General features: G+C 60.8%; 22 protein-coding genes and 1 tRNA gene. 7 read left to right on the top strand and 16 right to left on the bottom strand.

What is annotated here, in order from left to right:
* Window positions 1-142: 142 nt before the first annotated feature.
* Window positions 143-538 carry a PAS domain-containing protein gene (locus tag KBY85_RS08805; protein WP_254961137.1) on the bottom strand — a complete coding sequence of 132 codons (396 nt, stop codon included), beginning with the start codon at window positions 536-538 and terminating at the stop codon, window positions 143-145.
* 195 nt (window positions 539-733) lie between these two features.
* Window positions 734-1,411: a trans-aconitate 2-methyltransferase gene (locus KBY85_RS08800; RefSeq protein WP_254930496.1), complete on the bottom strand. Its 678-nt coding sequence runs from the start codon at window positions 1,409-1,411 to the stop codon at window positions 734-736.
* A gap of 235 nt (window positions 1,412-1,646) precedes the next feature.
* Between KBY85_RS08800 and nrdJ the strand changes: the two genes are divergently transcribed.
* Window positions 1,647-3,929, top strand: coding sequence for a ribonucleoside-triphosphate reductase, adenosylcobalamin-dependent (gene nrdJ / locus KBY85_RS08795; RefSeq protein ID WP_254961152.1), 2,283 nt, complete (start codon window positions 1,647-1,649; stop codon window positions 3,927-3,929).
* 46 nt (window positions 3,930-3,975) lie between these two features.
* Window positions 3,976-4,060: transfer RNA gene (locus KBY85_RS08790), tRNA-Ser, on the top strand.
* A gap of 56 nt (window positions 4,061-4,116) precedes the next feature.
* Here KBY85_RS08790 and KBY85_RS08785 read toward each other — a convergent pair.
* From KBY85_RS08785 to KBY85_RS08760, 6 genes are all read right to left on the bottom strand, one after another.
* Window positions 4,117-4,410 (bottom strand): hypothetical protein, encoded by a 294-nt coding sequence (locus tag KBY85_RS08785; RefSeq protein WP_254961136.1) that lies wholly within the window; start codon window positions 4,408-4,410, stop codon window positions 4,117-4,119.
* 369 nt (window positions 4,411-4,779) lie between these two features.
* Window positions 4,780-5,682 carry a polyphosphate kinase 2 gene (gene ppk2 / locus KBY85_RS08780; RefSeq protein ID WP_254930494.1) on the bottom strand — a complete coding sequence of 301 codons (903 nt, stop codon included), beginning with the start codon at window positions 5,680-5,682 and terminating at the stop codon, window positions 4,780-4,782.
* Window positions 5,683-5,700: 18 nt separating this feature from the next.
* Window positions 5,701-6,066, bottom strand: coding sequence for a hypothetical protein (locus KBY85_RS08775; RefSeq protein ID WP_254961135.1), 366 nt, complete (start codon window positions 6,064-6,066; stop codon window positions 5,701-5,703).
* Window positions 6,063-6,311 (bottom strand): hypothetical protein, encoded by a 249-nt coding sequence (locus KBY85_RS08770; protein ID WP_106633003.1) that lies wholly within the window; start codon window positions 6,309-6,311, stop codon window positions 6,063-6,065. The genes KBY85_RS08775 and KBY85_RS08770 overlap by 4 nt, the downstream gene beginning before the upstream one ends.
* A gap of 66 nt (window positions 6,312-6,377) precedes the next feature.
* A complete protein-coding gene (locus tag KBY85_RS08765; protein ID WP_254932306.1) occupies window positions 6,378-6,974 on the bottom strand; it encodes a DUF4335 domain-containing protein in 597 nt (198 codons plus the stop codon).
* Window positions 6,975-6,993: 19 nt separating this feature from the next.
* Complete coding sequence (locus tag KBY85_RS08760; protein WP_254932307.1) at window positions 6,994-7,536, bottom strand: DUF3038 domain-containing protein; 543 nt, start codon at window positions 7,534-7,536, stop codon at window positions 6,994-6,996.
* Between the two features lie 41 nt (window positions 7,537-7,577).
* Between KBY85_RS08760 and KBY85_RS08755 the strand changes: the two genes are divergently transcribed.
* The gene (locus tag KBY85_RS08755; protein ID WP_254961134.1) at window positions 7,578-8,102 is read left to right on the top strand and encodes an adenine phosphoribosyltransferase; all 525 of its coding nucleotides are present in this window, start codon (window positions 7,578-7,580) and stop codon (window positions 8,100-8,102) included.
* Here the strand turns inward: KBY85_RS08755 and KBY85_RS08750 are convergent.
* The 5 genes from KBY85_RS08750 to dapB form a co-directional block, all read right to left on the bottom strand.
* The gene (locus KBY85_RS08750) at window positions 8,093-8,302 is read right to left on the bottom strand and encodes a DUF2949 domain-containing protein (RefSeq protein ID WP_106633024.1); all 210 of its coding nucleotides are present in this window, start codon (window positions 8,300-8,302) and stop codon (window positions 8,093-8,095) included. The genes KBY85_RS08755 and KBY85_RS08750 overlap by 10 nt on opposite strands.
* A gap of 28 nt (window positions 8,303-8,330) precedes the next feature.
* Window positions 8,331-9,503, bottom strand: a complete 1,173-nt coding sequence (locus tag KBY85_RS08745; RefSeq protein WP_254961133.1) for an FAD-dependent monooxygenase — start codon at window positions 9,501-9,503, stop codon at window positions 8,331-8,333.
* 103 nt (window positions 9,504-9,606) lie between these two features.
* Window positions 9,607-9,864, bottom strand: a complete 258-nt coding sequence (locus KBY85_RS08740) for a high light inducible protein (protein WP_106632999.1) — start codon at window positions 9,862-9,864, stop codon at window positions 9,607-9,609.
* An 82-nt stretch (window positions 9,865-9,946) separates the two neighbouring features.
* Complete coding sequence (locus KBY85_RS08735; protein WP_106632998.1) at window positions 9,947-10,594, bottom strand: hypothetical protein; 648 nt, start codon at window positions 10,592-10,594, stop codon at window positions 9,947-9,949.
* Window positions 10,594-11,448 carry a 4-hydroxy-tetrahydrodipicolinate reductase gene (gene dapB / locus KBY85_RS08730; protein ID WP_254961132.1) on the bottom strand — a complete coding sequence of 285 codons (855 nt, stop codon included), beginning with the start codon at window positions 11,446-11,448 and terminating at the stop codon, window positions 10,594-10,596. Before dapB ends, KBY85_RS08735 begins: the two co-directional genes overlap by 1 nt.
* A 107-nt stretch (window positions 11,449-11,555) precedes the next feature.
* Here dapB and KBY85_RS08725 point away from each other — a divergent pair, with 107 nt between their 5' ends.
* The 3 genes from KBY85_RS08725 (at window position 11,556) to KBY85_RS08720 (ending at window position 16,131) form a co-directional block, all read left to right on the top strand.
* Window positions 11,556-15,572, top strand: a complete 4,017-nt coding sequence (locus KBY85_RS08725) for a magnesium chelatase subunit H (protein ID WP_254961131.1) — start codon at window positions 11,556-11,558, stop codon at window positions 15,570-15,572.
* Entirely contained in the window at window positions 15,472-15,768 is a 297-nt protein-coding gene (locus KBY85_RS16070) for a DUF2442 domain-containing protein (protein WP_396121838.1), read from the top strand. Before KBY85_RS08725 ends, KBY85_RS16070 begins: the two co-directional genes overlap by 101 nt.
* 216 nt (window positions 15,769-15,984) lie before the next feature.
* A complete protein-coding gene (locus KBY85_RS08720; protein ID WP_254961130.1) occupies window positions 15,985-16,131 on the top strand; it encodes a hypothetical protein in 147 nt (48 codons plus the stop codon).
* Here KBY85_RS08720 and KBY85_RS08715 read toward each other — a convergent pair.
* From KBY85_RS08715 to KBY85_RS08705, 3 genes are read right to left on the bottom strand one after another with little or no spacing between them, the layout of a single operon-like run.
* Window positions 16,118-16,807 carry a response regulator transcription factor gene (locus KBY85_RS08715; RefSeq protein ID WP_254961129.1) on the bottom strand — a complete coding sequence of 230 codons (690 nt, stop codon included), beginning with the start codon at window positions 16,805-16,807 and terminating at the stop codon, window positions 16,118-16,120. The genes KBY85_RS08720 and KBY85_RS08715 overlap by 14 nt on opposite strands.
* 17 nt (window positions 16,808-16,824) lie before the next feature.
* Entirely contained in the window at window positions 16,825-17,214 is a 390-nt protein-coding gene (locus tag KBY85_RS08710) for a hypothetical protein (protein ID WP_254961128.1), read from the bottom strand.
* 3 nt (window positions 17,215-17,217) lie between these two features.
* A complete protein-coding gene (locus tag KBY85_RS08705) occupies window positions 17,218-20,970 on the bottom strand; it encodes an Ig-like domain-containing protein (RefSeq protein ID WP_254961127.1) in 3,753 nt (1,250 codons plus the stop codon).
* On the opposite strand from KBY85_RS08705, the gene KBY85_RS08700 reads away from it, so the two are divergent.
* Window positions 20,960-21,200 (top strand): hypothetical protein (locus KBY85_RS08700; protein ID WP_254961125.1); only part of this gene is annotated, 241 nt, incomplete at its 3' end. The two genes, KBY85_RS08705 and KBY85_RS08700, sit on opposite strands and share 11 nt — an antisense overlap.

Here is a 21,200-nt window from a genome sequence, read left to right as displayed (position 1 = left end):
AATCATTTTAACTACGCATCAGCACGACAGGATGTCGTGCCCCAGGCGAATGATTAGATAGATATGGAGAACTTGATTGGCGTGCAATAGCAGGTAGACCTTGGCCGAGAGTGCGACACCGGTTTATTTTATGGAGCGATATTCATGGCTTTATGGCGAAGTCGGGCTTGATCTCGTGGCAAACGCCGAGCACGCCTACGACTTTGCCGTCCTTACCTATCCAGGGCGTTTTCAGCGTCTCAACATAAACTTTCTTTCCATTAAGATAAACCAACCATTCATTGTTTCGGGTGGGTTTACCACTAGCCAGCATGGCTTTGTCATACGACTGGAAGGGCTTGGCCATTACTTCTGGGAAGAGATCTAAATCGGACTTGCCAATGAGTTGATCGAGCGGCTTGCCGAGCAAATTGGACCATGCGGTGTTGCCACCGCGACAAATGCCTTGCGTGTCCTTGTAGAAGATTATGTCCGGAATGGAATTCATCGCAGTGGCGATGGTTTCGAGTTGGGCTATAGGGTTGGCGCCGGCGGCCAATATGTATACGTAGGGGAGACCCTGCATTAGGTTTGCCCTCTGTTGCTTATCACAGGGGAACATAGTTAACCCCTGAGCAGGGATATAGCCCCTAAAAGACACACCCACCGTTCGCAAAGTCTTCTCAGTTACCGAAGGCATCTCGAAGTGAAGGATTTAAGCATGCGCCTTGTTTGTCATCGAGCAAGACAACGCCTAAGCCAGCCGGCCCCATACCTCCAAGTAGCGCTCCTGCCGCGGCGCCACCTGGAGCTGGGCGGCCAGCCCGGCCTGCTCCAGCTGCTGCTGCACCTCCTCTGGGGTGAAGGCCGCATGCAGGGAAGCCCGGTAGTCGCGCCGCAGCACCTCGGGCGCTCCTTCCATCTCGGAAGCCACCAGGGCCTCAACTGCCTCGCCGTTATCGGGCCGGCGCAGGTCTTGGACATAAACAAAGGCCCCAGGGGCGCCGAGCTGGGCCACCGTCTGCCAAAGCGCCGCCGGATCATGCAGGTGGTGCAACAGGCTGTTGCTCACCACCGCCGAGAAGTGAGCTTCAAGCTCGCCTGCGGCAGCAAGGGGCAACAGCGCCTGCACAAAGCGCAGCCGAGCCGCCAGATCCGGCGACGCTCCGGCCAGGCGCTCGCGCGCCACCGCAAGCATCCGAGGCGCCCCGTCGAGCCCTAAAACCTTTGCAGCAGGCCAACGGCTGGCCAGAAGCAAGCTGATGTTGCCCGGGCCGCAACCCAGATCCACCAAGGCCGTGCCTGGATCTTCAGCGCAGAGCTGAGCTAGCCGCTCCACCATCGCCGCATCGGAGGCGGCGAAATCGGCCTGGGCATAGGCCAGCACCTGGCCTGCCTCGTCCATCAGCTCCGGCTCCGGAATGCGCAGCATCAAAATTCAAGATTTCCAGATCCACTGTGGCGCAGCCTTGCTGGGCAGTGCACTGTCGCTGGTGTCTACCAGACATTGCACACCCCACCTGTGGCGTTATGGTTCGGCTCAACTTCGGGCCGTACTGCCTGTGACGCTCTCAGCCACGCCCCCTACAGCCGCCAGTCAGAACGCCGAAGCTGCTACGGCGGAAAAGGCTTTTGCCGCCGCCAGCGGCAGTCCGGCGGGCGAGGCTCTGGATTTTCCAGCCACCGCTCCTGCTGCCAACCCGGTGTTTTACCGGACCTACAGCCGCAAGACCGAGACCGGCAGGGAAAGCTGGCACCAGGTGGCTGAGCGCAACCTCGGCGGTCTGAGCAAGCTCGGCAACCTCAGCGAGGCGGAGGTTGAGCTGATGCGCCGCATGCAGCAGCAGCAAAAAGCTCTGCCTTCAGGACGCTGGCTGTGGATCGGCGGCACCGAATGGATCGAGCAACAGCACAACTTCTCTGGCGCCTACAACTGCACCTCCACCAACCTGGTGGACTGGGAAGCCTTCGGTCTAATGATGGACCTGGCGATGATGGGCTGCGGCACCGGCGCCATCATCGAGCCGCACCTGATTGGGCGCTTGCCGGCGGTGCGCAACCGGCTCAGCATCGCCGCTGTGACCGATATCGGTGCCACTCCGGCTGGCCAACGGCAGGAGCACACCAGCCACAGCATCGAGGCCAACCGAGTTGCCATCAAGGTGGGTGACACGCGCCGCGGCTGGGTGGACAGCTATCAGCTGCTGCTCAATCTCTGCAGCGACGAGCGCTTTGACCCCACCAGCCCCATCGAAATCAGCGTCGATCTCTCCGATGTGCGGCCCGTGGGCGAAACCCTCAAGGGCTTCGGTGGCATGGCCAACCCGGTGAAACTCAAGGACCTCTACGGCCGCGTAGCCCAGATCCTCAATAAGGCCCAGGGCCGCCAGCTCACCTCGGTGGAGTGCTGCCTGCTGATCGATGAGGCTGCCGTCACGATCGTGGCCGGCAACATCCGCCGCAGCGCCGGCATGCGCCAGTTCTGCGCTGACGACAACTCCGCCGCCGGAGCTAAGGAGAACCTCTGGCAGCAGGACAGCGAGGGCAACTGGAGCATCGATCCGGAAAGGGATTCCCTGCGCATGGCCAACCACACCCGGGTCTTCCACAACCGGCCCGACCGGGCCACGGTGCTTGATGCTGTTGTTAAGCAGTTCCAGAGCGGCGAAGGCGCGATCCAGTTCGCTCCCGAGGCCATCGCCCGCTCCAACGCCGACCTGCTCAGCACCCCAGAGCTGCGCACAGAGTTCATCGGCATCTACTGCGACCATGGCCGCGAGCAAGCCGGCCGCTGGCTCACCACCCACCACCCCGAAATCGGCGCCGCGGAGCTGGAGCACCGCCTAGGCCGGTACGGGCTAAACCCCTGCGGCGAGATCCTCGGCGCCGACTTCCACTGCAATCTGGCTGAAATCCACCTCAACCAGATCGACCCCGCCGATCTGGTGTCCCAGGAGGAGGCCTTCCGTGCCGCCGGCCTGGCCGTGGCCTGCCTGCTCAACCATCGCTTCGAGGTGGAGCGCTACCGCCAGAGCCGCGCCTGGGATCCGATCGTAGGCGTGAGCTTCACCGGCCTATTCGACTTCTTTGTGCACGCCTTTGGCACGCCCTGGCTCACCTGGTGGGAAGCGGGGCGGCCCAACACGGCCGAAGGCCTGGCCTTCAAGGCAAAGGAGGCCGAATTCTTGAGCCGCTGGAAGCAGGTCGTCAATACGGCGGTTTGGGACTACTGCGATCGTCACGGCCTGCGCCGCCCCAACCGATGCACCACCGTGCAGCCCGCTGGCACCAAGAGCCTGCTCACCGGAGCATCACCTGGCTGGCACCCCCCCAAAGCCCAGCGCTTCATCCGCCGCATCACCTTCCGCAAGAACGATCCTGTGGCCCTTGCCTGCATGGATTACGGCTACACAATCGTGCCCTCGCAAAGCGATAAGGACGAACAGGGCCGCCTGCTTGATGATCCGTTTGATCCCCGCTGCACCGAGTGGCTGGTGGAAATTCCCACCGAAGTGAGCTGGGCAAATATTCCCGGTGCGGATGCGGTGGAGATCAACAACTTCTCAGCCCTGGCCCAATTCGACTTTTACATGCAGGTGCAGAAGCACTACACAGCCCACAACACCTCAGCCACGGTGGAGTTTCGCGAAAACGAAATAGAAGCCCTGGCAGATGCCATTTATCAGGCAATCGATCAAGGCGAGGGCTACATCTCTGCAGCCCTATTGGCCCGTTTTGACGCCAACGCCACCTTCCCGCGGCTGCCATTTGAACCAATCGACCATGCAACCTACCTGCGTCTCAACGCTGAGGTGGCCGCCCGGCGCAGCACCACCTGCTTCTTTGAAGCTCTTCAGCGCTACGACCGCGGTGAGCTGGTGGAGGCAGGCCCAGCTGGCTGCGATTCAGACAAGTGCCTACTGCCTTTGGCTAAACCGGGCAACAACTGACCAATTAAGATGAAACATCGGTGTGGCAATGCCGCACCGACCCTCTGGAGAGGTGGTCGAGTGGTTGATGGCTCTGGTCTTGAAAACCAGCGAAGTGAAAGCTTCCGCGGGTTCGAATCCCGCCCTCTCCGTTCCAATGACATCAGCAGTTCCCAGCCCCGCAAGTGCTTGCAGGGCTGGTCTGGCATCAGTCATGAAGGTGGCTGAAGCGGCGCATTGCTACGGCGGGCTCCGCGCAGCCGCGGTTGAGCTCCCTTTCGAGATTGATTATGCGCTTCTCCCTTAGGCAGTATTTGCAGCCGCCGGTGGTTTGAAGGTGCTTCTCGGGGGTGATCGAAATCTCTTTGACTGGATGCATATTGCAGCGAATCTTGATTGGGGTCTTGTAGCTCTTGTAGAGGATGGCTGCGTAGTCGTATTGATCGCCAAAACGGGATCGGGCCCTTGCCAAAAACAGTTCACGACTGATTGGGTTGCCCATTTCCAGGCCAGATCGGATCAGTGAAGTTGCGGCATATTACGGGGGTTGCCGCCCCAGGCCAATGCGCCGGCACAGACCGTCACGTTGCGTGATGCGGTTCAAAAGATATGGGTTTGGCTCACTTGATCCCATCTTTTCTAGGCTGCTCTTGAGCGCCATGAAGGGAGTGGTGATCAGGCAGGGAGCAATCCCTGCTTTTTTATGGCCTACAAATTCCTGTGGTGCGAATCTGGGGGCTACCAACCCAGCCTGGCTGTTCATGGCCCCAGAGAGTCCCCAGCGTCCCCCCTGGCTGAATTGGTTGTTTCTATTGGCGTTCCTTTGGAGCTCCTACCAGCTGGCTGGCCTCTGGTTTGCGCGCCTACAAAGCTAGGGATATAGGTTGGGCACGAAGAACTGCTCGTTGCGTGGCGGACGAGCCGTGCCCTTGGGTGGCTTGCGGGGCGGCAGCTTGATCGCTGGAGGTGTCATGTCTTCGTAGGGAATCTTGCTGAGCAGGTGGTGAATGCAATTGAGGCGGGCGCGGCGTTTGTCGTCTGCCTCCACGGTGAACCAGGGCGCTTCGGGGATGTTGGTGTGAGCAAACATATGATCTTTAGCGGCTGAAAAGCTTTCCCACTTGTTGCGGGCCTCCAAGTCCATCGGACTGAGCTTCCAGCGGCGGGTGGGATCTTCGATACGGGACTGGAAGCGGCTTTCCTGCTCCGCATCGCTCACTGAAAACCAATACTTGAGGAGCACGATTCCAGAGCGCACCACCATCCGCTCAAATTCCGGGCAGCTCTGCAGAAACTCCTCCGTTTGGGCTGGTGTGCAGAAGCCCATTACCGATTCCACCCCAGCTCGGTTGTACCAGCTGCGATCAAATACGACGATCTCCCCAGCTGAAGGGAAGTGTTCGACGTAGCGCTGGAAGTACCACTGGGTTTTCTGTTGATCAGAGGGGGTGCCCAAGGCCACCACCCGGCAGCCACGGGGGTTTAGCGGTTCGGTGATTCGTTTGATCGTGCCGCCCTTACCGGCCGCATCCCTGCCCTCGAACAGCACGATCAGCCGAAAGCCAGAGGCCTTCAGCCAGTACTGCATTTTTACCAGCTCCACCTGCAGCCTAGTGAGCTCTTTCTCGTAAACCTTGCGATCTAGCCGGCCCCCATTGCTGGCCAGATCTTCCAGCAAAGGTGACGGGTAGTAGCGATCGCTGAGGGACCCCAAAAGGGGTGGCTGGGGCTTGCTCGAGTTGGGGGCTTTATCGCTTTTCTTGTGTTTTCCCATTGCTGAGAGTCTCCATAACTAGCTGCGGCGGCTGGGCTGGGGCCATAAAGCTCGCACCAGACGGATGATCCCAGCAACCACCAAGCCCAGGGCCGCAATGGCCGCCAGCACCAGCAGAACCACCGCCAGCAATTGCACCAGTCCCCAAAGCGCCTGCTGCACCCCGCCGATCAGGTTGGCTAGGGCGGTGCTCAGCACCAAAAAGGTGTCGAAGCGCTCCGGTAACTGCAGCAAGGCCAGCATCAGCCCGGCGCCGGCAGCGCCCAGCAGCAGGGCGATAGCGGCCTGACGCCAGCGGGCCGGGCGGTGGCGGCGGCGAAATACCCGTCCGGTCGACACGCCTGTGGTGGGCAATTGCAGGGCGCGGCTACGGGGGGAGGTCATACCTCGAGGACGTAACCGGCACCGCGCATCCAGCGCTCGAATTCCATCAGCACCAACTCGTTGGGGCAGTCGATCAAGGAGAGATCTGCCACGGTGCAATCCCCCTGGCCGCCGTGATGCAGGGAGATGCGGAAGTCGTCGCCGCTGAGCCCGCAAACCTCCGGATCACTGCGCACGACCACATCGAGGGAGGCCCCAAGTCGAGCCACCCGAATCCGCAATTCCGACCAGGTCAGCGCCGCCATGGACCCAATTCAAACTCTCTCAGCGATACCCAAGTGTGACCAGCTAACCGGTTACGTCAATAGCTGCTATTTAGCTTGGGCGGCAGCTGGACGCTGCGTTGGCTCTATCCCGGGCTTGGGTTCTGGTATCAGCAGCCCTAGCCCAGAGGCCACGACCACAGCCAGCAGCCCTGCCAGCGGCGCTGCAAGGCGCTGGGCAAGGGGGCGGCGCTCCAGCAGCTCGCGGCCCTTCAGAGGCATGGTCTCAGGCAGCTCCAGGGGCAACTGCAGCCGCGAATCGAGGCGCAATTGATCCAGCACCCGCACCAGATCGGCCAGCTCGGCATCATCGAGATTGAGCTGTAATGGGGGCGTGTCCGGCTGGCTACTGCGCAGCAGCAGGCCATGGCCGCCCTCTGGCCCCGGACCTATCTCCACCGGCTCGGGCTCGGCGCCAAAGCGACGCGGCACACCACTGATCAGGTAGCGGGCGTAGGGCAGCACCACCTTCATCAGGGATAGCAGGTGCTCCTTGCGGCCCTCAAGCTCGGGGCGACCGGCCCAGGCCAAGCTCCAGCCCGTGATGATGCCGAGGTTCTGGCCGCTCTGTCCGACCGACACATCCGGCAGACCCTCCACCTTGAGGCGGCAGCTGAGTTGGTCGAACTGCAGTACTTGCTTCATTGCAGGCTCAGGGGCTGGATCATGGCTGGGCATCCAGCAGGCTGGCGCGCAGCCGCTCAAAACCGCCAACCCCGGAGCCCAGGGCCAGGGCTTGGATCAGCAGCCGCGACTGGCGGGCACCTGACTCGGGATCGAGCAACAGTTGCACGCCACCACGACGGAGGTTCATGCGCTGGCGTACCAGATCGGCCAGGCGGCTGCGGAATAGGTTCCAACGCTCGCTGAGCACTTCAGGCGGCTCGGCGCTGGAGAGCAGACCGCGCAGCAGGGGGTAGAGGCGGTCTGCCAAGGCGCAAAGAATGCGGATTAGGGCGTCGGTTTCAGCTGGCTCCAGACCTTCGCGGCGAGTGGTGCGGCGCAGGGGGTTGGTGCAGCGGCTTTTCCACAGTTCCACCCGGTTTGGGAAGAGGGTGGTGAAGCCCATCTGCTCGCTCATCCACACCATTGCCTCACCGCCGTTGAGGTCGAGGGCCTCGGCGCTGAGCAAGAGCAGGTCGAGGCGTTCGAGGCCGCGGCGGGGAAGCCGGGCGGCCGATTCAGGAGCGAATGAATCAAGGGGCATGGCTGCGATGATGCCAGCAAGTGCACCCAACCGTCACGTTCATGGCCCCAGACCTGCGGGAATTTGTGCGCGATGTGCCTGATTTTCCCAAGCCCGGCATCCTGTTTCGCGACCTCACGCCGCTGATGCGCGACCCGGACGGCTGGCAGGAAGTGATCCGTCAGCTGAGCGCAGTGTGCGAGCGGCTGCAGCCCGACCTGATCGTGGGCATTGAGTCGCGGGGCTTCATCGTGGGCACAGCCCTTGCCACCGCCGTGCGATTGGGTTTTGTGCCAGTGCGCAAGCCCGGCAAGCTGCCCGGGGCAGTTACGGGCGTGGACTACGCCCTCGAATACGGCAGCGACCGTCTGGAAATCCACAGCGATGCCCTGGCCGATGGCTCCAAGGTGCTGATCATCGACGATCTGCTGGCCACCGGCGGCACCGCTGCGGCCTGCGCCGAGCTGGTGGCTGCGGCTGGTGGTGAACTGTGTGGCTTCGGCTTTGTGGCCGAACTGGCGGCCCTGGAAGGGCGCCGCAAGCTGCCTGAAGATCAGCCCGTGGAGTCGCTGATCATCTATTCCTGATCCTGCCAACTCAGCAGGGCATCGAACTGCTCCAGGCTGATCAGCCCGAAGCGCCACAGCACCACCGGCAGGGGCGCTTGCTCCTGCTGGGCCTGGCGCAATCCCAGGGCCAGGGCGCTCTCGCTCAGGCCGAATTGATTGCGCAGCAGACGCAGCAGCGCCGCCGAAGGCGGCGGTTGGGAACTGGTGCTGATCACCATACATGCGGCCCCGGATAGCCCATGCTGATCAGCGGCGCAGCAGCTGGCAAGGGCCATCGGTCATGGCGGACAGGCTGAGCTGGCGCAGGGGAGCAAGCTTGGCCAGCAGCAGCAGGGCCAGGTGGCGCAGGGGCAGCAGCAGGGGCGAGCGATTCGAGAAAAACCGCACCAGCAGATCGGTAGCCAGCAGGGTGAGCAGCAAATCCGGCCAACGCCGCCTTGCATAGGCCGCCGGCAAGCGGTGCACGGCCAGCCGCCCGGCCGCTGCACGCCGGGCCAGGCAATGCAGGGTGGCCACATCGCGCCAGCAGAGGTTTAGCCCCTGGCCGCCCACTGGATGGCAGCGGTGACCGCTCTCCCCCACCAGCACCGTATGGCCGCGGTGCAGGCGCCGGGCCAGCAGCAGGGCCACCGGGAAGGCGCGCGGATCGTCGAGCAGGGCATCGGGCTGAAGCTGGTCTGGCAGGGCACCTGCCAGGGCATCAAGGAAGGCTGAATCGCCGAGGCTTTCAAGCTGGCGGCAGCGCTGGGCTGGGGCACTCCAAACCAGCTGGAACAGACCATCGCCCAGGGGCAGCACCGCAAAGGGCCCCTCGGGCCGCAGCAGCTCCCAGGCCTGGTCGTCGGCGCTGCCGCGGAGTTGCACCAGTGCCGTGAGGCAGTTTTGGCGATAGGCCCACTGAATCACGCCAATGCCGAGGGCCTCCCGGCTAGGGGAGTGGGGGCCGTCGGCCGCCACGATCAGGTCGTGCTGCGGCTGCTTGGCTGCAGCGTGCGGCGGCGGCGTGCCCAACTCCAGGGTGATGGCGGGATGGGAGCCCAGGCGCTCCAACAGCAGGGTCATCAGCGGCCGGTGCTGTCCCACCCAGCCCACGGCCGCCGCCGGTGCCGCCGCCCGCCGCGAGCCCAGATCCGCCAAGCAGAAAGGCACCTGGCGCTGGGTGGCCAGATCAAGGAGCTGCAGGGAGCGGAAGGGCACCAGCAACTCCTGCACGGCTGACCACAGCCCCAGCTGCTCCAGCAGGCGCTGGCTGGAATGGGTGAAGGCGTAGGCGCGGCTGCGCTCGAGCAGCACAGCGGCGGGCAGGGGATCGCTGATCTGCACCTGCCAGCCAGCGTCCGCCAGGGCAAGGGCCGTGAGGGCACCGGTGGGGCCCGCCCCATTCACCAGGGCCCGCAGAACCGGTTTGGACTCGACCATGGCGATGGAGGATCAGCCCGGGGATCGGGCACAAAAAAGCCGCAGCTGTGTAGCTGCGGCAGTTGGTGTAGCAAAGGCTCAGGCTGTTGCGAGAGCGGGCAGATCAGCCGATGCCAAGCAGGCCGCGGGTGAAGGACTCACCACCCAGGGCGTATTCAGTGGCAAGCAGGGCGATGAAGCCGAGCATGGCCATACGACCATTGAGCTTCTCGGCGCGCTCGTGGAAGCCCCAGCCGCTTTCGGTTGACACCACTTCCATGCGGGGCTCGGTGGCAAAAGCATTGAGGCGGCCGCCGTCTTCGGTGGTAACTGTGGCGCCGCGGATGGTGGCAGCTTCGATCGAGGGGGTGATCTGAGTCATGGAAACCTGACGCGTGCTTTGCGCAACTGTAACGCAATATTGCAGCTTGTAACTGCGGCTTGGGAAAATGCTGCGCCTGGATTCAGCGGAACCGCTTCAGGCAGAGCTCCTCAAAGGCCGGTCGCAGCAGGAAGGGGTATTCACCAACCCAAAGCTTGAGCTGGGGCAGCCAGGCGTCGCTGATCGCCCCTATTTGAGAAAAATCCTTGCGCTCGCTCAGCACCAACACCCGCACCACCATGCCGGCACGAATCTGCTGGTGTTTTTTTTCAAAGGGGAAGCGCACCTTGCCGAGATAGCCCTCCTCGTCCTCAAGCTCGAGGGTGAGCCAGGTGCGGCGGTTTTCCACCAGCTCCAGGCGGCCGTCGTTGTTGGCCTGTTCGCGGCGCTCCTCAACGATTTCGCGGGTATATAGATCGACTATCTGGCCTTCAAACAGGGCTGCAGCCGGATAGCGGCGCAGGGTGGAATTTTTCTGGCCCGCCTCGAGGATCGGTCCCCAGAGCAGGTAGAGGGCAAACACAAAGCCCACCACCAGGAATACCGGGCCAAACTGGCTGGAGAACAGCAGGGTTTGGCTGATCAATAGGGCAATCACCGCGCCGATCACCGAGATCAGCACCCGCTGCAGCACCTTGCGGGGATTGCCGGTGCAGGCGTTGAACTGGGGGCCGGTGGCGACCGCTGGGATCAGGCGCAGCAGCTCGCCGGGGCGCAAGGGAAGCAGCATCAGATCAGCCGCTCCAGGCCATACACCAGGCCAGCCAGCTGGCGCACCTTGCGCACGGTGAGCAGCACGCCGGGCATGTAGGCGGAGCGCTCGATCGTGTCGTGGCGCAGGGTGTACGTCTCGCCGGGAGCACCAAACATCACCTCTTGGTGGGCCACCAGCCCCGGCAAGCGGATCGAGTGCAGGCGCAGGCCGCTATCGCGCTGGCCGCCGCGGCAGCCCGCCAGGGTTTCGTGCTCCTCCACCTGCTGGGGGTTAAAGGATTTACCCAGCTCCTCGATCAGCTCGGCGGTTTTGATGCAGGTGCCGCTGGGGGCATCGGCCTTGCGGTTGTGGTGCAGTTCGGTGAGCTCGGCGAAGTCGTAGAAGCGGGCGGCGGCGGCGGCGGCCTGCTGCAGCAGCACCATGCCAACCGAAAAATTGGGGATCACGGCACCGCCCACACTCGCCTTCTCGGCGAAGCCGGCCAGATCAGCTAGCTGCCTTGGCGAGAGGCCCGTGGTGCCGATCACCGGGTGCACGCCGTAGGCGATCGCGGCGCGGGTGTGCTCGTAGACAACCGAGGGGTGGGTGAAATCCACCAGCACGGCGGCGCCGCCCTGCCGCGCTGCCTGGCTGGCTTGGCACATGGCCCCCTCGAAGTCGCTGGTGATCGCCAGCTCCAATTCGCCTAGGCCGAGCTCCAAGCCCAGGTCAGCACCCTCCTTGTCAGGAGTGGTGTCGATGGCGGCCACCAGGGTGCAATCGGGGGCCGTAAGCACGGACCGCACCACCTCGGCGCCCATGCGGCCCAGGGCACCGGCCACCACCACGGGGATGGGTGCCCCAGAGGCCGGATCGGGTGCAGGAGCCATGGCGGTCTAGAAGCGCTGGCAGCGAGCCTATGCGCGGCATGTGGGGCAAGACCTCGCATCAAGGCGGATACATCCGTAGATTCCCCAATAACCCCTTATTGGCGCTGATGTTCACGCAGGTTCGCTCCACCAACCGCCGCGTTACGCCCGGCGACGTGAACGGCCGTGCCGTGATGAAGGCCGTTTATGTGGTGCTCGAACCCCAGTACCAAAACGCCCTTACCCAGGCCGCCAACTCGCTCAATGCCCAGAACGGCCCCCTGGCGATCGAGCTGAGCGGCTACCTGATCGAGGAATTGCGCGACCCCCAGAACTACGCCGATTTTCAGGCTGACGTGGCCGCGGCGGATGTGTTTATCGCTTCGCTGATCTTCATTGAAGATCTGGCTCAGAAGGTGGTGGAAGCAGTGGCTCCGCACCGCGATCGGCTCAAGGCAGCAGTGGTGTTTCCCTCCATGCCGGAGGTGATGCGACTGAACAAGCTCGGCACCTTCTCGATGGCCCAGCTGGGTCAAAGCAAGAGCGCCATTGCCAGCTTCATGAAAAAGCGCAAGGAAGCGGGCGGCGCTGGCTTCCAAGACGCGATGTTGAAGCTGCTCAATACCTTGCCGACTGTTCTGAAATACCTGCCGGTGGAGAAGGCGCAAGATGCGCGCTCTTTCATGCTGAGCTTCCAGTATTGGCTGGGCGGCACGCCAGACAATCTCCGGAATTTTCTGTTGATGCTGGCCGACAAGTACGTCTTCCCCCGCGGAGGCTCTGGCGAGGCGGCCGACCGGCCCGCGGTGGTTGTGGCTGAGCCGGAGGTATTCCCAGACCTAGGCATCTGGCACCCGCTGGCACCGGGGATGTTTGAAGATCTCAAGGAATATCTAAATTGGAATTCCAGCCGCGGCGATCTCAGCGAGCAGGCCCGCAATGGTCCGGTGATCGGCCTGGTGCTCCAGCGCAGCCACATCGTCACCGGCGATGAAGCTCACTACGTGGCGATCATTCAGGAGCTGGAATATCGCGGCGCCACCGTGATTCCGGTCTTCTGCGGCGGGCTCGATTTCACCAAGCCGGTGAATGCCTTCTTCTACGACCCGCTCAACCCCGACTTCCCATTGGTGGATGGGGTGGTGTCACTGACTGGCTTTGCCCTGGTGGGTGGTCCGGCCAGGCAGGACCACCCCAAGGCAATTGAGGTGCTTAAAAAGCTGAATCGTCCCTACATGGTGGCGTTGCCTTTGGTGTTTCAAACCACCCAGGAGTGGGAGGAGAGCGATCTAGGTCTGCACCCAGTGCAGGTAGCCCTGCAGATCGCCATCCCCGAGCTCGATGGCGCCATTGAGCCAATCGTGCTCAGCGGCCGTGACGACGCCACCGGCAAAGCCCACACCCTGCAAGACCGGGTCGAGGCAATCGCCGAGCGCGCAATCCGCTGGGCCTCCCTGCGGATCAAGCCCCGGGCTGAAAAGAAGCTGGCGATAACCGTTTTCAGCTTCCCCCCTGATAAGGGCAACGTGGGCACGGCGGCCTATCTAGATGTATTTGGCTCGATCTTCCGGGTGCTGGAGGAGATGCAGCTCAAGGGCTACGACGTACAGAACATGCCGCGCACGCCCAAGGCGCTGATGGAGGCGGTAATTAACGACCCAGAAGCCCTCCAGGGTGCACCGGAGCTGGCGATCGCCCACCGCATGAGCGTGGAGGAATACGAGCGCCTCACCCCCTATTCCGAGCGGCTTGAAGAAAATTGGGGCAAGCCCCCCGGCAACCTGAACAGCGACGGCACCAACCTGCTGATCTACGGCCGCCACTTCGGCAACGTGTTTGTGGGTGTGCAGCCCACCTTTGGCTACGAGGGCGACCCGATGCGGCTGCTCTATTCCCGCAGCGCCAGCCCCCACCACGGCTTTGCCGCTTACTACACCTATCTGGAGAAGGTGTGGCAGGCAGATGCGGTGCTGCACTTCGGCACCCACGGCTCGCTGGAATTCATGCCCGGCAAGCAGATGGGCATGAGCGAAACCTGCTACCCCGATTCCCTGATCGGTGCCCTGCCAAATCTTTACTACTACGCCGCCAACAACCCAAGCGAAGCCACCATCGCCAAGCGGCGCGGCTATGCCTCCACGATCAGCTACCTCACACCACCGGCTGAAAATGCCGGCCTCTATCGGGGACTCAAGGAACTCGGCGAGCTGGTGGGCAGCTACCAGCAGCTGCGCGAAGGCAGCCGGGGTGTGCAGATAGTCAACGCGATCGTGGAAACGGCGCGCCAGTGCAACCTTGACAAAGACGTGGTGCTTCCCGAAGCCGATGCCTCGGAGATCGGCCTCGACGGCCGCGATGGCGTGGTGGGTGCGGTGTACCGCCAGCTGATGGAGATCGAAAGCCGGCTGCTGCCCTGCGGCCTGCACACGATCGGTAAGCCACCAACTGCCGAGGAAGCAATCGCCACCCTGGTGAACATTGCCGCGCTCGAGCGCGAGGAAGATGGCCTGCGCTCCCTGCCGGCCCTGCTGGCCGAGAGCCGGGGCCGCACGATTACCGACATCTACAAAGGCAACGACGACGGTGTGCTCGTCGATGTGGAGCTCAACCGCACGATCACCGAGGTGTGTCGCGCGGCGGTGGGCTCGATGGTGAAGGCGGTGACCGGCGCCGATGGCCGGGTAACTATGCGCCAGAACTTCGCTTGGTTGTTTGCCCTGCTGGAGAAATTCGGCTTCCAACTGCCCAGCCCCTGGCTGAGTGCCTGCCGCGCGGCTGGCTTCCCAGGGGTGGATCAAGCCGAGCTCGACAAGTTGTTTGGCTACCTGCGCTTCTGCCTTGAGCAGATCTGCGCCGATATGGAAATGCAGAGCCTGCTCAAGGCCCTCGATGGCGAATACGTGCTGCCGGGCCCCGGCGGCGACCCGATCCGCAACCCGGGCGTGCTGCCCAGCGGCAAGAACATCCACGCCCTAGACCCCCAGTCGATCCCTACTCGGGCAGCCATTGCTGCCGCCAAGGTGGTGGTGGACCGGTTAATCGAGCGCCAAAAGGCCGAGCAGGGCGCCTGGCCCGAAACGATCGCCTGCGTGCTCTGGGGCACCGACAACATCAAGACCTACGGCGAGTCGCTGGCGCAGATCCTCTGGTTTATCGGCGTGCGGCCGGTAGCAGATTCCCTGGGCCGGGTCAACAAGCTGGAGCTGATTTCCCTTGAGGAACTCGGCAGGCCCCGCATCGACGTCGTGGTGAATTGCAGCGGCGTATTCCGCGACCTGTTTATCAACCAGATGGGCTTGATAGATCAGGGCGTGAAGATGGCAGCTGAGGCCGATGAGCCCCTTGATATGAACTACGTGAGGCGCCACGCCCAGGAGCAGGCGGCGGCCCAGGGTGTGTCCCTGCGTGATGCGGCGACGCGGGTGTTTTCCAATGCCAGCGGCAGCTACAGCTCAAACGTAAACCTGGCGGTGGAAAACAGCACTTGGGAGGAGGAGAATGAGCTGCAAGAGATGTATCTTTCTCGCAAGACATTCGCCTTCAACGCCGACAACCCAGGTGAGATGAACCAGAACCGCGAAGTATTCGAATCAGCCATGAAAACCGCTGATGTGACATTCCAGAATCTGGATTCAGCCGAGATTTCTCTCACCGATGTGAGCCACTACTTTGACTCCGACCCCACCAAGCTGATCGCTGGCCTGCGTGATGACGGCAAGGCACCGGCAAGTTATATCGCCGATACCACCACGGCCAACGCCCAGGTGCGCTCCTTGAGTGAAACCATTCGCCTCGATTCGCGCACCAAGCTGCTCAACCCCAAGTGGTATGAGGGCATGTTGAATAGCGGCTACGAGGGCGTGAGGGAGGTGGCCAAACGGCTCAACTTCACCCTGGGCTGGAGCGCCACCAGTGGCTCAGTAGACAACTTTGTGTATGAGGAGGCAAACGAAACCTTCATTAATGATCCTGAGATGCGCAAGCGTCTAATGGAGCTCAATCCCCACAGCTTCCGCCGCATCGTGGGCACCCTGCTGGAAGTAAATGGCCGCGGCTACTGGGAAACCAGCGACGAAAACATCGCCCAGCTGCAGGAGATCTATCAGGAGATCGAAGACCGGATTGAGGGGGTTACGGAGGGGTGATACCTCACATAGATCCATGGCTAATTCCAGCGAACGCGTTGTAGGGGTCACTGATTCTGATAACGCTCTAACTGTCGACCTCGCAGATAGGGGCACCATCAGTAGCCCACTGGCTTGGTATCCCAAGCTTCTCCACGCCACACCAGAAGAATGTGCCCATTGGGTGCACACGGGAGCCGGCCACGGGATCCATTGAACGGAGATCGATGAAGACCTCAGCAGCGAAGGCCGGCTTCGCGGAGCTCCTGCATCAAGAATGCATGCGGGTCGGATCTAATCACCCATCCACCAGCTCCTGCTCCAGCTGGCTGCGCAGGGCCCCAATCTGCTCCTGGATGACGGTGCAATCAGCCGTAAGTGGAAGGGCCCTTCTTCATAGCTGGCTTACACCGCAAAGGGCTAAAAGCTAGTCGTGGCCAACCTGCCGCCGTTGCATCGTGATCCCTTTGGTCGCCTGCTAGTGGCTCAGGCCAGTGCCGACGGCTTACTGCTGATCACCTCAAATCGGCAACTCGGGACTAACCCAGGGCCGGTGCAGATGATGCTCACTGCAACATGAAGCCCACACCACGAACGGTGTGAATCAAGGGTTCAAGTTCGGGCCGCTCTAGTTTCTTACGCAGGTAGCGGATGTAGACATCGAGCAGGTTCTCGTCGCCAACCCAGGAGTCCCCCCAGACGGCCAAAAGGATGTCCTGACGGGAGAGCACCTGCTCGCGGTGCTGGAGCAGATGGAGCAGCAGGTCGTATTCCTTGACGGTGAGCTTAATCGGGGTAGCTGCCCGCGATACCTGGCGGCTATCGGTATTGACCGTGAGGTCGCGGTAGTGCAGCTCGGTGCCATCAACATGGTTGAGCCCCATGCGGCTGCGGCGTATTAAGGAACGCAGCCGAGCTATCAGCTCCTCAATTGCAAAGGGGCGCGATAAGACATCATCAGCGCCGGCCTCAAGGGCAGCTACGCGGGAGCTGTAGTGATCAAGAGATAGGAGCAACAGCAGGGGAATGGCATTAGCTGCGGCGCGCAGTTGGCGGGTAAAAACAAGCGCAGCGCTATCAGGCAGAGCATCGCTGATCAAAAGCATCTGCGGCGCAGCAGTTAGAAGCTGCTGCTGGGCGGCATCAGTGCTGGCTACGGCGCTGATGGCAAAGCCATGGACATGGAGGTGCTTGGTGAGCAGATCAGAGGAGCGGGTATCCGGATCAACCAGCAGCAGACGGGCAGTGGGGGGCACAGACAACCGTTGGGAGGTCAGCCTAAGGCGGCCGACCCATCATCACTAAAAGACTCCGAACTGAACAGGGTCTCGAAGTGATGGTCCATAGCGGCCATCACCTCAGCGGGGTCGGCATTACCAGCCGCATCAAAACTGACGTCGAAATCGGCAAGGTCTTCGTGCTGTTCAGCAAGGTCGTGGGCGATGTTGTTGAGCACATCCTGCTGAATGAGCTGGTAGGCATCAGCTGAGAGCTGCTGCTCTTCGAGGTAGGTACTAACTACCTGATCGAGCTCATAAACAAGCTCAGCAGGGCGAGCCTCTTGAGCCGCAAGATCTGGCGAGGATCGCACGGCTTCGAAGAAGGTTTCGATCAAGCCGGCGATTACATCACCGGCTACAAATGAGGCATCCGTATCAGCCATGGCTCAAACGGCGTAGGAGAAGTCGTCGACCACGTCGGTGGCCGTAGCAATGCCATCGCTGGCATCGTCGGGCAGGAGCGCATCAACCTCGTCGAGCGCAGCCAGGGCATCGGCGGTGGGCTCAATCCCTGCTGGATCAGCAGCCAGATCTGCCGCAGCCGGCAGCTCGGTGAGTGCCAGCTCCTGCTGATACACAGCCATCGCCTCATCTGTAACGGCGTTCTCACCCACATACTGCGCCACTAGATCAGCCACGCTAGCGACCTCAGCCTCAACCACCTGCTCATCGGGAATGGCGACATCCTGGATGAAGGTATCGGCAGCTGGAACTGAAGTATCAGCAACCGGGGCATCAACAGGAGCCGCGGCAAAGGCCACGTCTGCGGCCGTTCCCGTACCGCCACCATGGGCAGCATCCCAGGTGAATGTGGAGGTGCCGAGGATCGACACATCACCTTCAGCAACGACGGATGGGCTGCTGGTGTGGTCGTAGGTGAGATTGATGCTTTCGATGCCGGCCTCCTTGAGGTAGATGAACTCGCCGGGCTGGTTCACTCCATCGCTATTGCTGTCGATCCAAACTCCGAACTTAGACCAACCAGCATCGAGTTGGCTGAGCACGTTGTCGTAGTTGCTATCGAAGTAGGCTTGAAGGGCCTGCAGATCGGATGCCATGTGGGGCGCCCAGGTGGTGAAGACGATCTCCTTGGCTTCATTGATCAGCCCATCCTGGTTGTAGTCGTAGGCCAGCAGACCATCGTTAGAGCCAACCCAGGCGGTGGCAACAAGACCAGCACCGTAATCAAACTTGGCACCTTCATTCAGTTGAAGCCAATCAATACCATCTCCGTTCAGGTCGAGGGCAACTGGCGTGATGCTGGCGGGGATCTCCACAACCAACTTGGCCGTATCGTTGTCCCCATCCGGATGGGTGAGCTTGTAGGTGAATTCGTCCGTCCGGAGGGTGTTGGAGAGAACGCTATTCGGTGTATAGGTATACGTGCCGTCGTCTTTGATCAACAGGCTGCCATGGGAGCCATTGACGGTGTCGCCCGCTGATGTGGCCGCCACGTAGCTCGATCCATTGAAGATCGATAGCGAGGCGCCTTCCGAGCCGCGGCTGTCTACGGCATTGGCTGGATCACTGCTACCAATGAGAGTGTTGGGGTTGGTGATCACATTGCCAGTCGTTGCGATTACCTGCACACTTGGTACAGTGAACTTGATGTTGAGGTTATCGATGAAGAGCTGGGAATCAGATGATTCGCCCCCGTCTTGATTGCTGAACACGATTCGATAATCCCCTGTGCTCAATGCGCCGGTGGTGATGGTACTGGGAGGGCCAGGATCGCTATTCAGATTTCCGGTGAAGCCTACACCGCTTTGAGCCGTCCAGCTTGATCCAACAAACTTATACAGTGTCCAAGAGACGTTATCGCCAGAATTCACATTGCCGCGATCATAGTCAAAACTCAAGGTAGAGTTGGCTGTACTGATTGTGAAGACCGGAGCGATCAGTCTGGCAACTCCCGATCCGTCGTCGTCATTATCTTCGAGCCGGAGACTTCCCGATGCGATGCTGGCATCAACCGTGGTCAAACTGATTGAACTAGCAATCCATTTATTCAAGTTGCTCGTATTAGCAATCGCTGTGGCAAGGGAATTGTCGGCGTCGTCGACTATTGAGACCGCCGAGGAGAAGTCGGAAAGCGTAGTCGTAACGATGGAGGTGGATGGCAGTGCTCGAGCCGAACCGTTGAAGTTGTCGTAGGCCACAACTTCACTGGTATCAGTGATGTTGACGGTTAAGGTCGCCGTAGAGACATCACCATCTCCATCCTTCACCGCGTACGTAATGGGTGTAGCAAAGCGAGTATTGGCTACGTCTACATTGGCTGCCGCTGTGAAGCTGTAGGTGCCATTGGCGAAGATCACGACTGTGCCAACCGCCTGGGAGGAGGCGTCGGTCACGTTGAACGTGGCCGAAGTGGTTGAAGGAGAGAATGTGACCGTGGAGGCGCCATAGGTGACGGACACCAGGGTGAGGGGACCGTCGGCTCCAGGAATGTCGTCGGCAAGGAGATCACCAGAAATAGGTGTCGTGGCAACGAGCAGTGCATCGGTAATAGCAGATGCATTTGAATTGGCAATGATCACGTTTGGATCATTGGCTCCAGCATTCGTGCCGGTATAGGTGCCGGCAGTTTCCACGGTGGTGGTTGACCCAACCGTTGACGTCCAAGCAATCGGCTCAAGAAAGTTCTTGTCGGTATCACTAAGCTCACCGAAGCCGATGGCAAAGGATTCATCAAATCCGTTGTCCTTGAGAAAATTGATCCAATGGCTCTCCTCTCCTATTCCACCAAAGCCGGGGTTATTGGTGTCACTTTCAATGATGCCGACAGTATCAGTTCCGTCAGTTTGATTGGGCTCGCCATCGGAAAGGAAGATCGACACAAGTCGATCACCACCGGGAGGGGGGTTGGTGAAGTTGGCTTTGACGACCCTCAAGGCTGAGTCGTAATCAGTACTCCCATCGGCAACAAAACCATTGATTACATTTAGCGCTCCCCCTGAACCGGATCCGAGGTTGGTGTACCACCCACCATTGCTACCAGAGTTGCTGAAATCAGCATCGCTATTGAAGTCAACAATGAACACCGAATTCACGGTTCCGCTGGAAAGCAAGTTGGCAACAGCTGCTTTGGCATCGGCTAAGCGCGCACCAAGCATGCTACCTGAGGTATCGAAGATCAAGACCACGTCAGTCTTGCCGGTGTTCTCTACAAGGGTTGCTGTATTATTGATGGCAGTGTCAACATCATCAACAATATTCACGCTCAACGTGCTGGGGGTGTTATCTCCATCACGGTCCGTGAGCAATACGGCGAGATCTTCAAAGAGTGAATTCGTACCCAATCCAGAAGCGTGCGCTTCGTTGTCGTTGAGCGTATAGGTGTAAGTGACCGTTCCCGTCAACGCATCGTAGGCCGTGATCGACAGGGTGTTCCCCAGTGGCGTGCTGCCGTTGACGGCTGCAAAAACACCGTTGGTGATCACATTGAGACCACCGACAGTCAGGCTCTGCACGCCATCGGGTGCCGATATCGTGAACGTACCGCCCTGGGTGGTGGATTCCTTACTCGCATCGGACCCCGCCGATTCACCGCTGCTGCGAGAAGCAAGCAGATCGTCTTCATTGACGCTGACATCACCACCGTCGGCTTTCGGCGTTAGATCGGTGATCGTGACACTGTCATCATCGTTGCGGATGTTGAGGGTCAGCTGAGCGGTGCTCTCATCACCATCCGCGTCACGCAGTGTGTAGGAGAAGGTTTCCGTGGCGGTGGCACCACCAACCAAAGCAACGAAATCAGCATCCGCTGCATTGAGCGTGTAGGTGTAGCTGCCATCTGTACCGATGACGATCGAGCCGTAGGTGCCGCTGAGGCTGGCACCAACAACCGCAGCACCATCAGCGCCCTGGGTGTCGTTGCTAATCAGATTGCCGCTCAGCGTAAGATTTGTCTCACTCGCTGTTCCAACATTGCTGTCTGCTACCGCCGTCGGCACATCATCAACAATATTCACGCTCAACGTGCTGGGGGTGTTATCTCCATCACGGTCCGTGAGCAATACGGCGAGATCTTCAAAAAGTGAATTCGTTCCCAATCCAGAAGCGTGCGCTTCATTGTCGTTCAGCGTATACGTATAACTGACCGTTCCTGTCGCCGAATCGTAGGCCGTGATCGCCAAGGTGTTGCCCAGTGGCGTGCTGCCGCTGACCGCTGCAAAACTACCGTTGATGATCACATTGAGTCCACCGACAGTCAGGCCCTGGACGCCATCCGGAGCGGAGATCGTGAACGTACCGCCCTGGGTGGTGGATTCCTTACTCGCATCGGACCCCGCCGATTCACCGCTGCTGCGAGAAGCAAGCAGATCGTCTTCATTGACGCTGACATCACCACCGTCGGCTTTCGGCG

Source organism: Cyanobium sp. BA5m-10 (assembly GCF_024346255.1).
In the GTDB taxonomy this organism is placed as follows: Bacteria; Cyanobacteriota; Cyanobacteriia; order PCC-6307; family Cyanobiaceae; genus Cyanobium_A; species Cyanobium_A usitatum.
The sequence above is the reverse complement of the archived record's forward strand: the minus strand, read 5'-3'. Positions and strand labels throughout refer to the sequence as shown.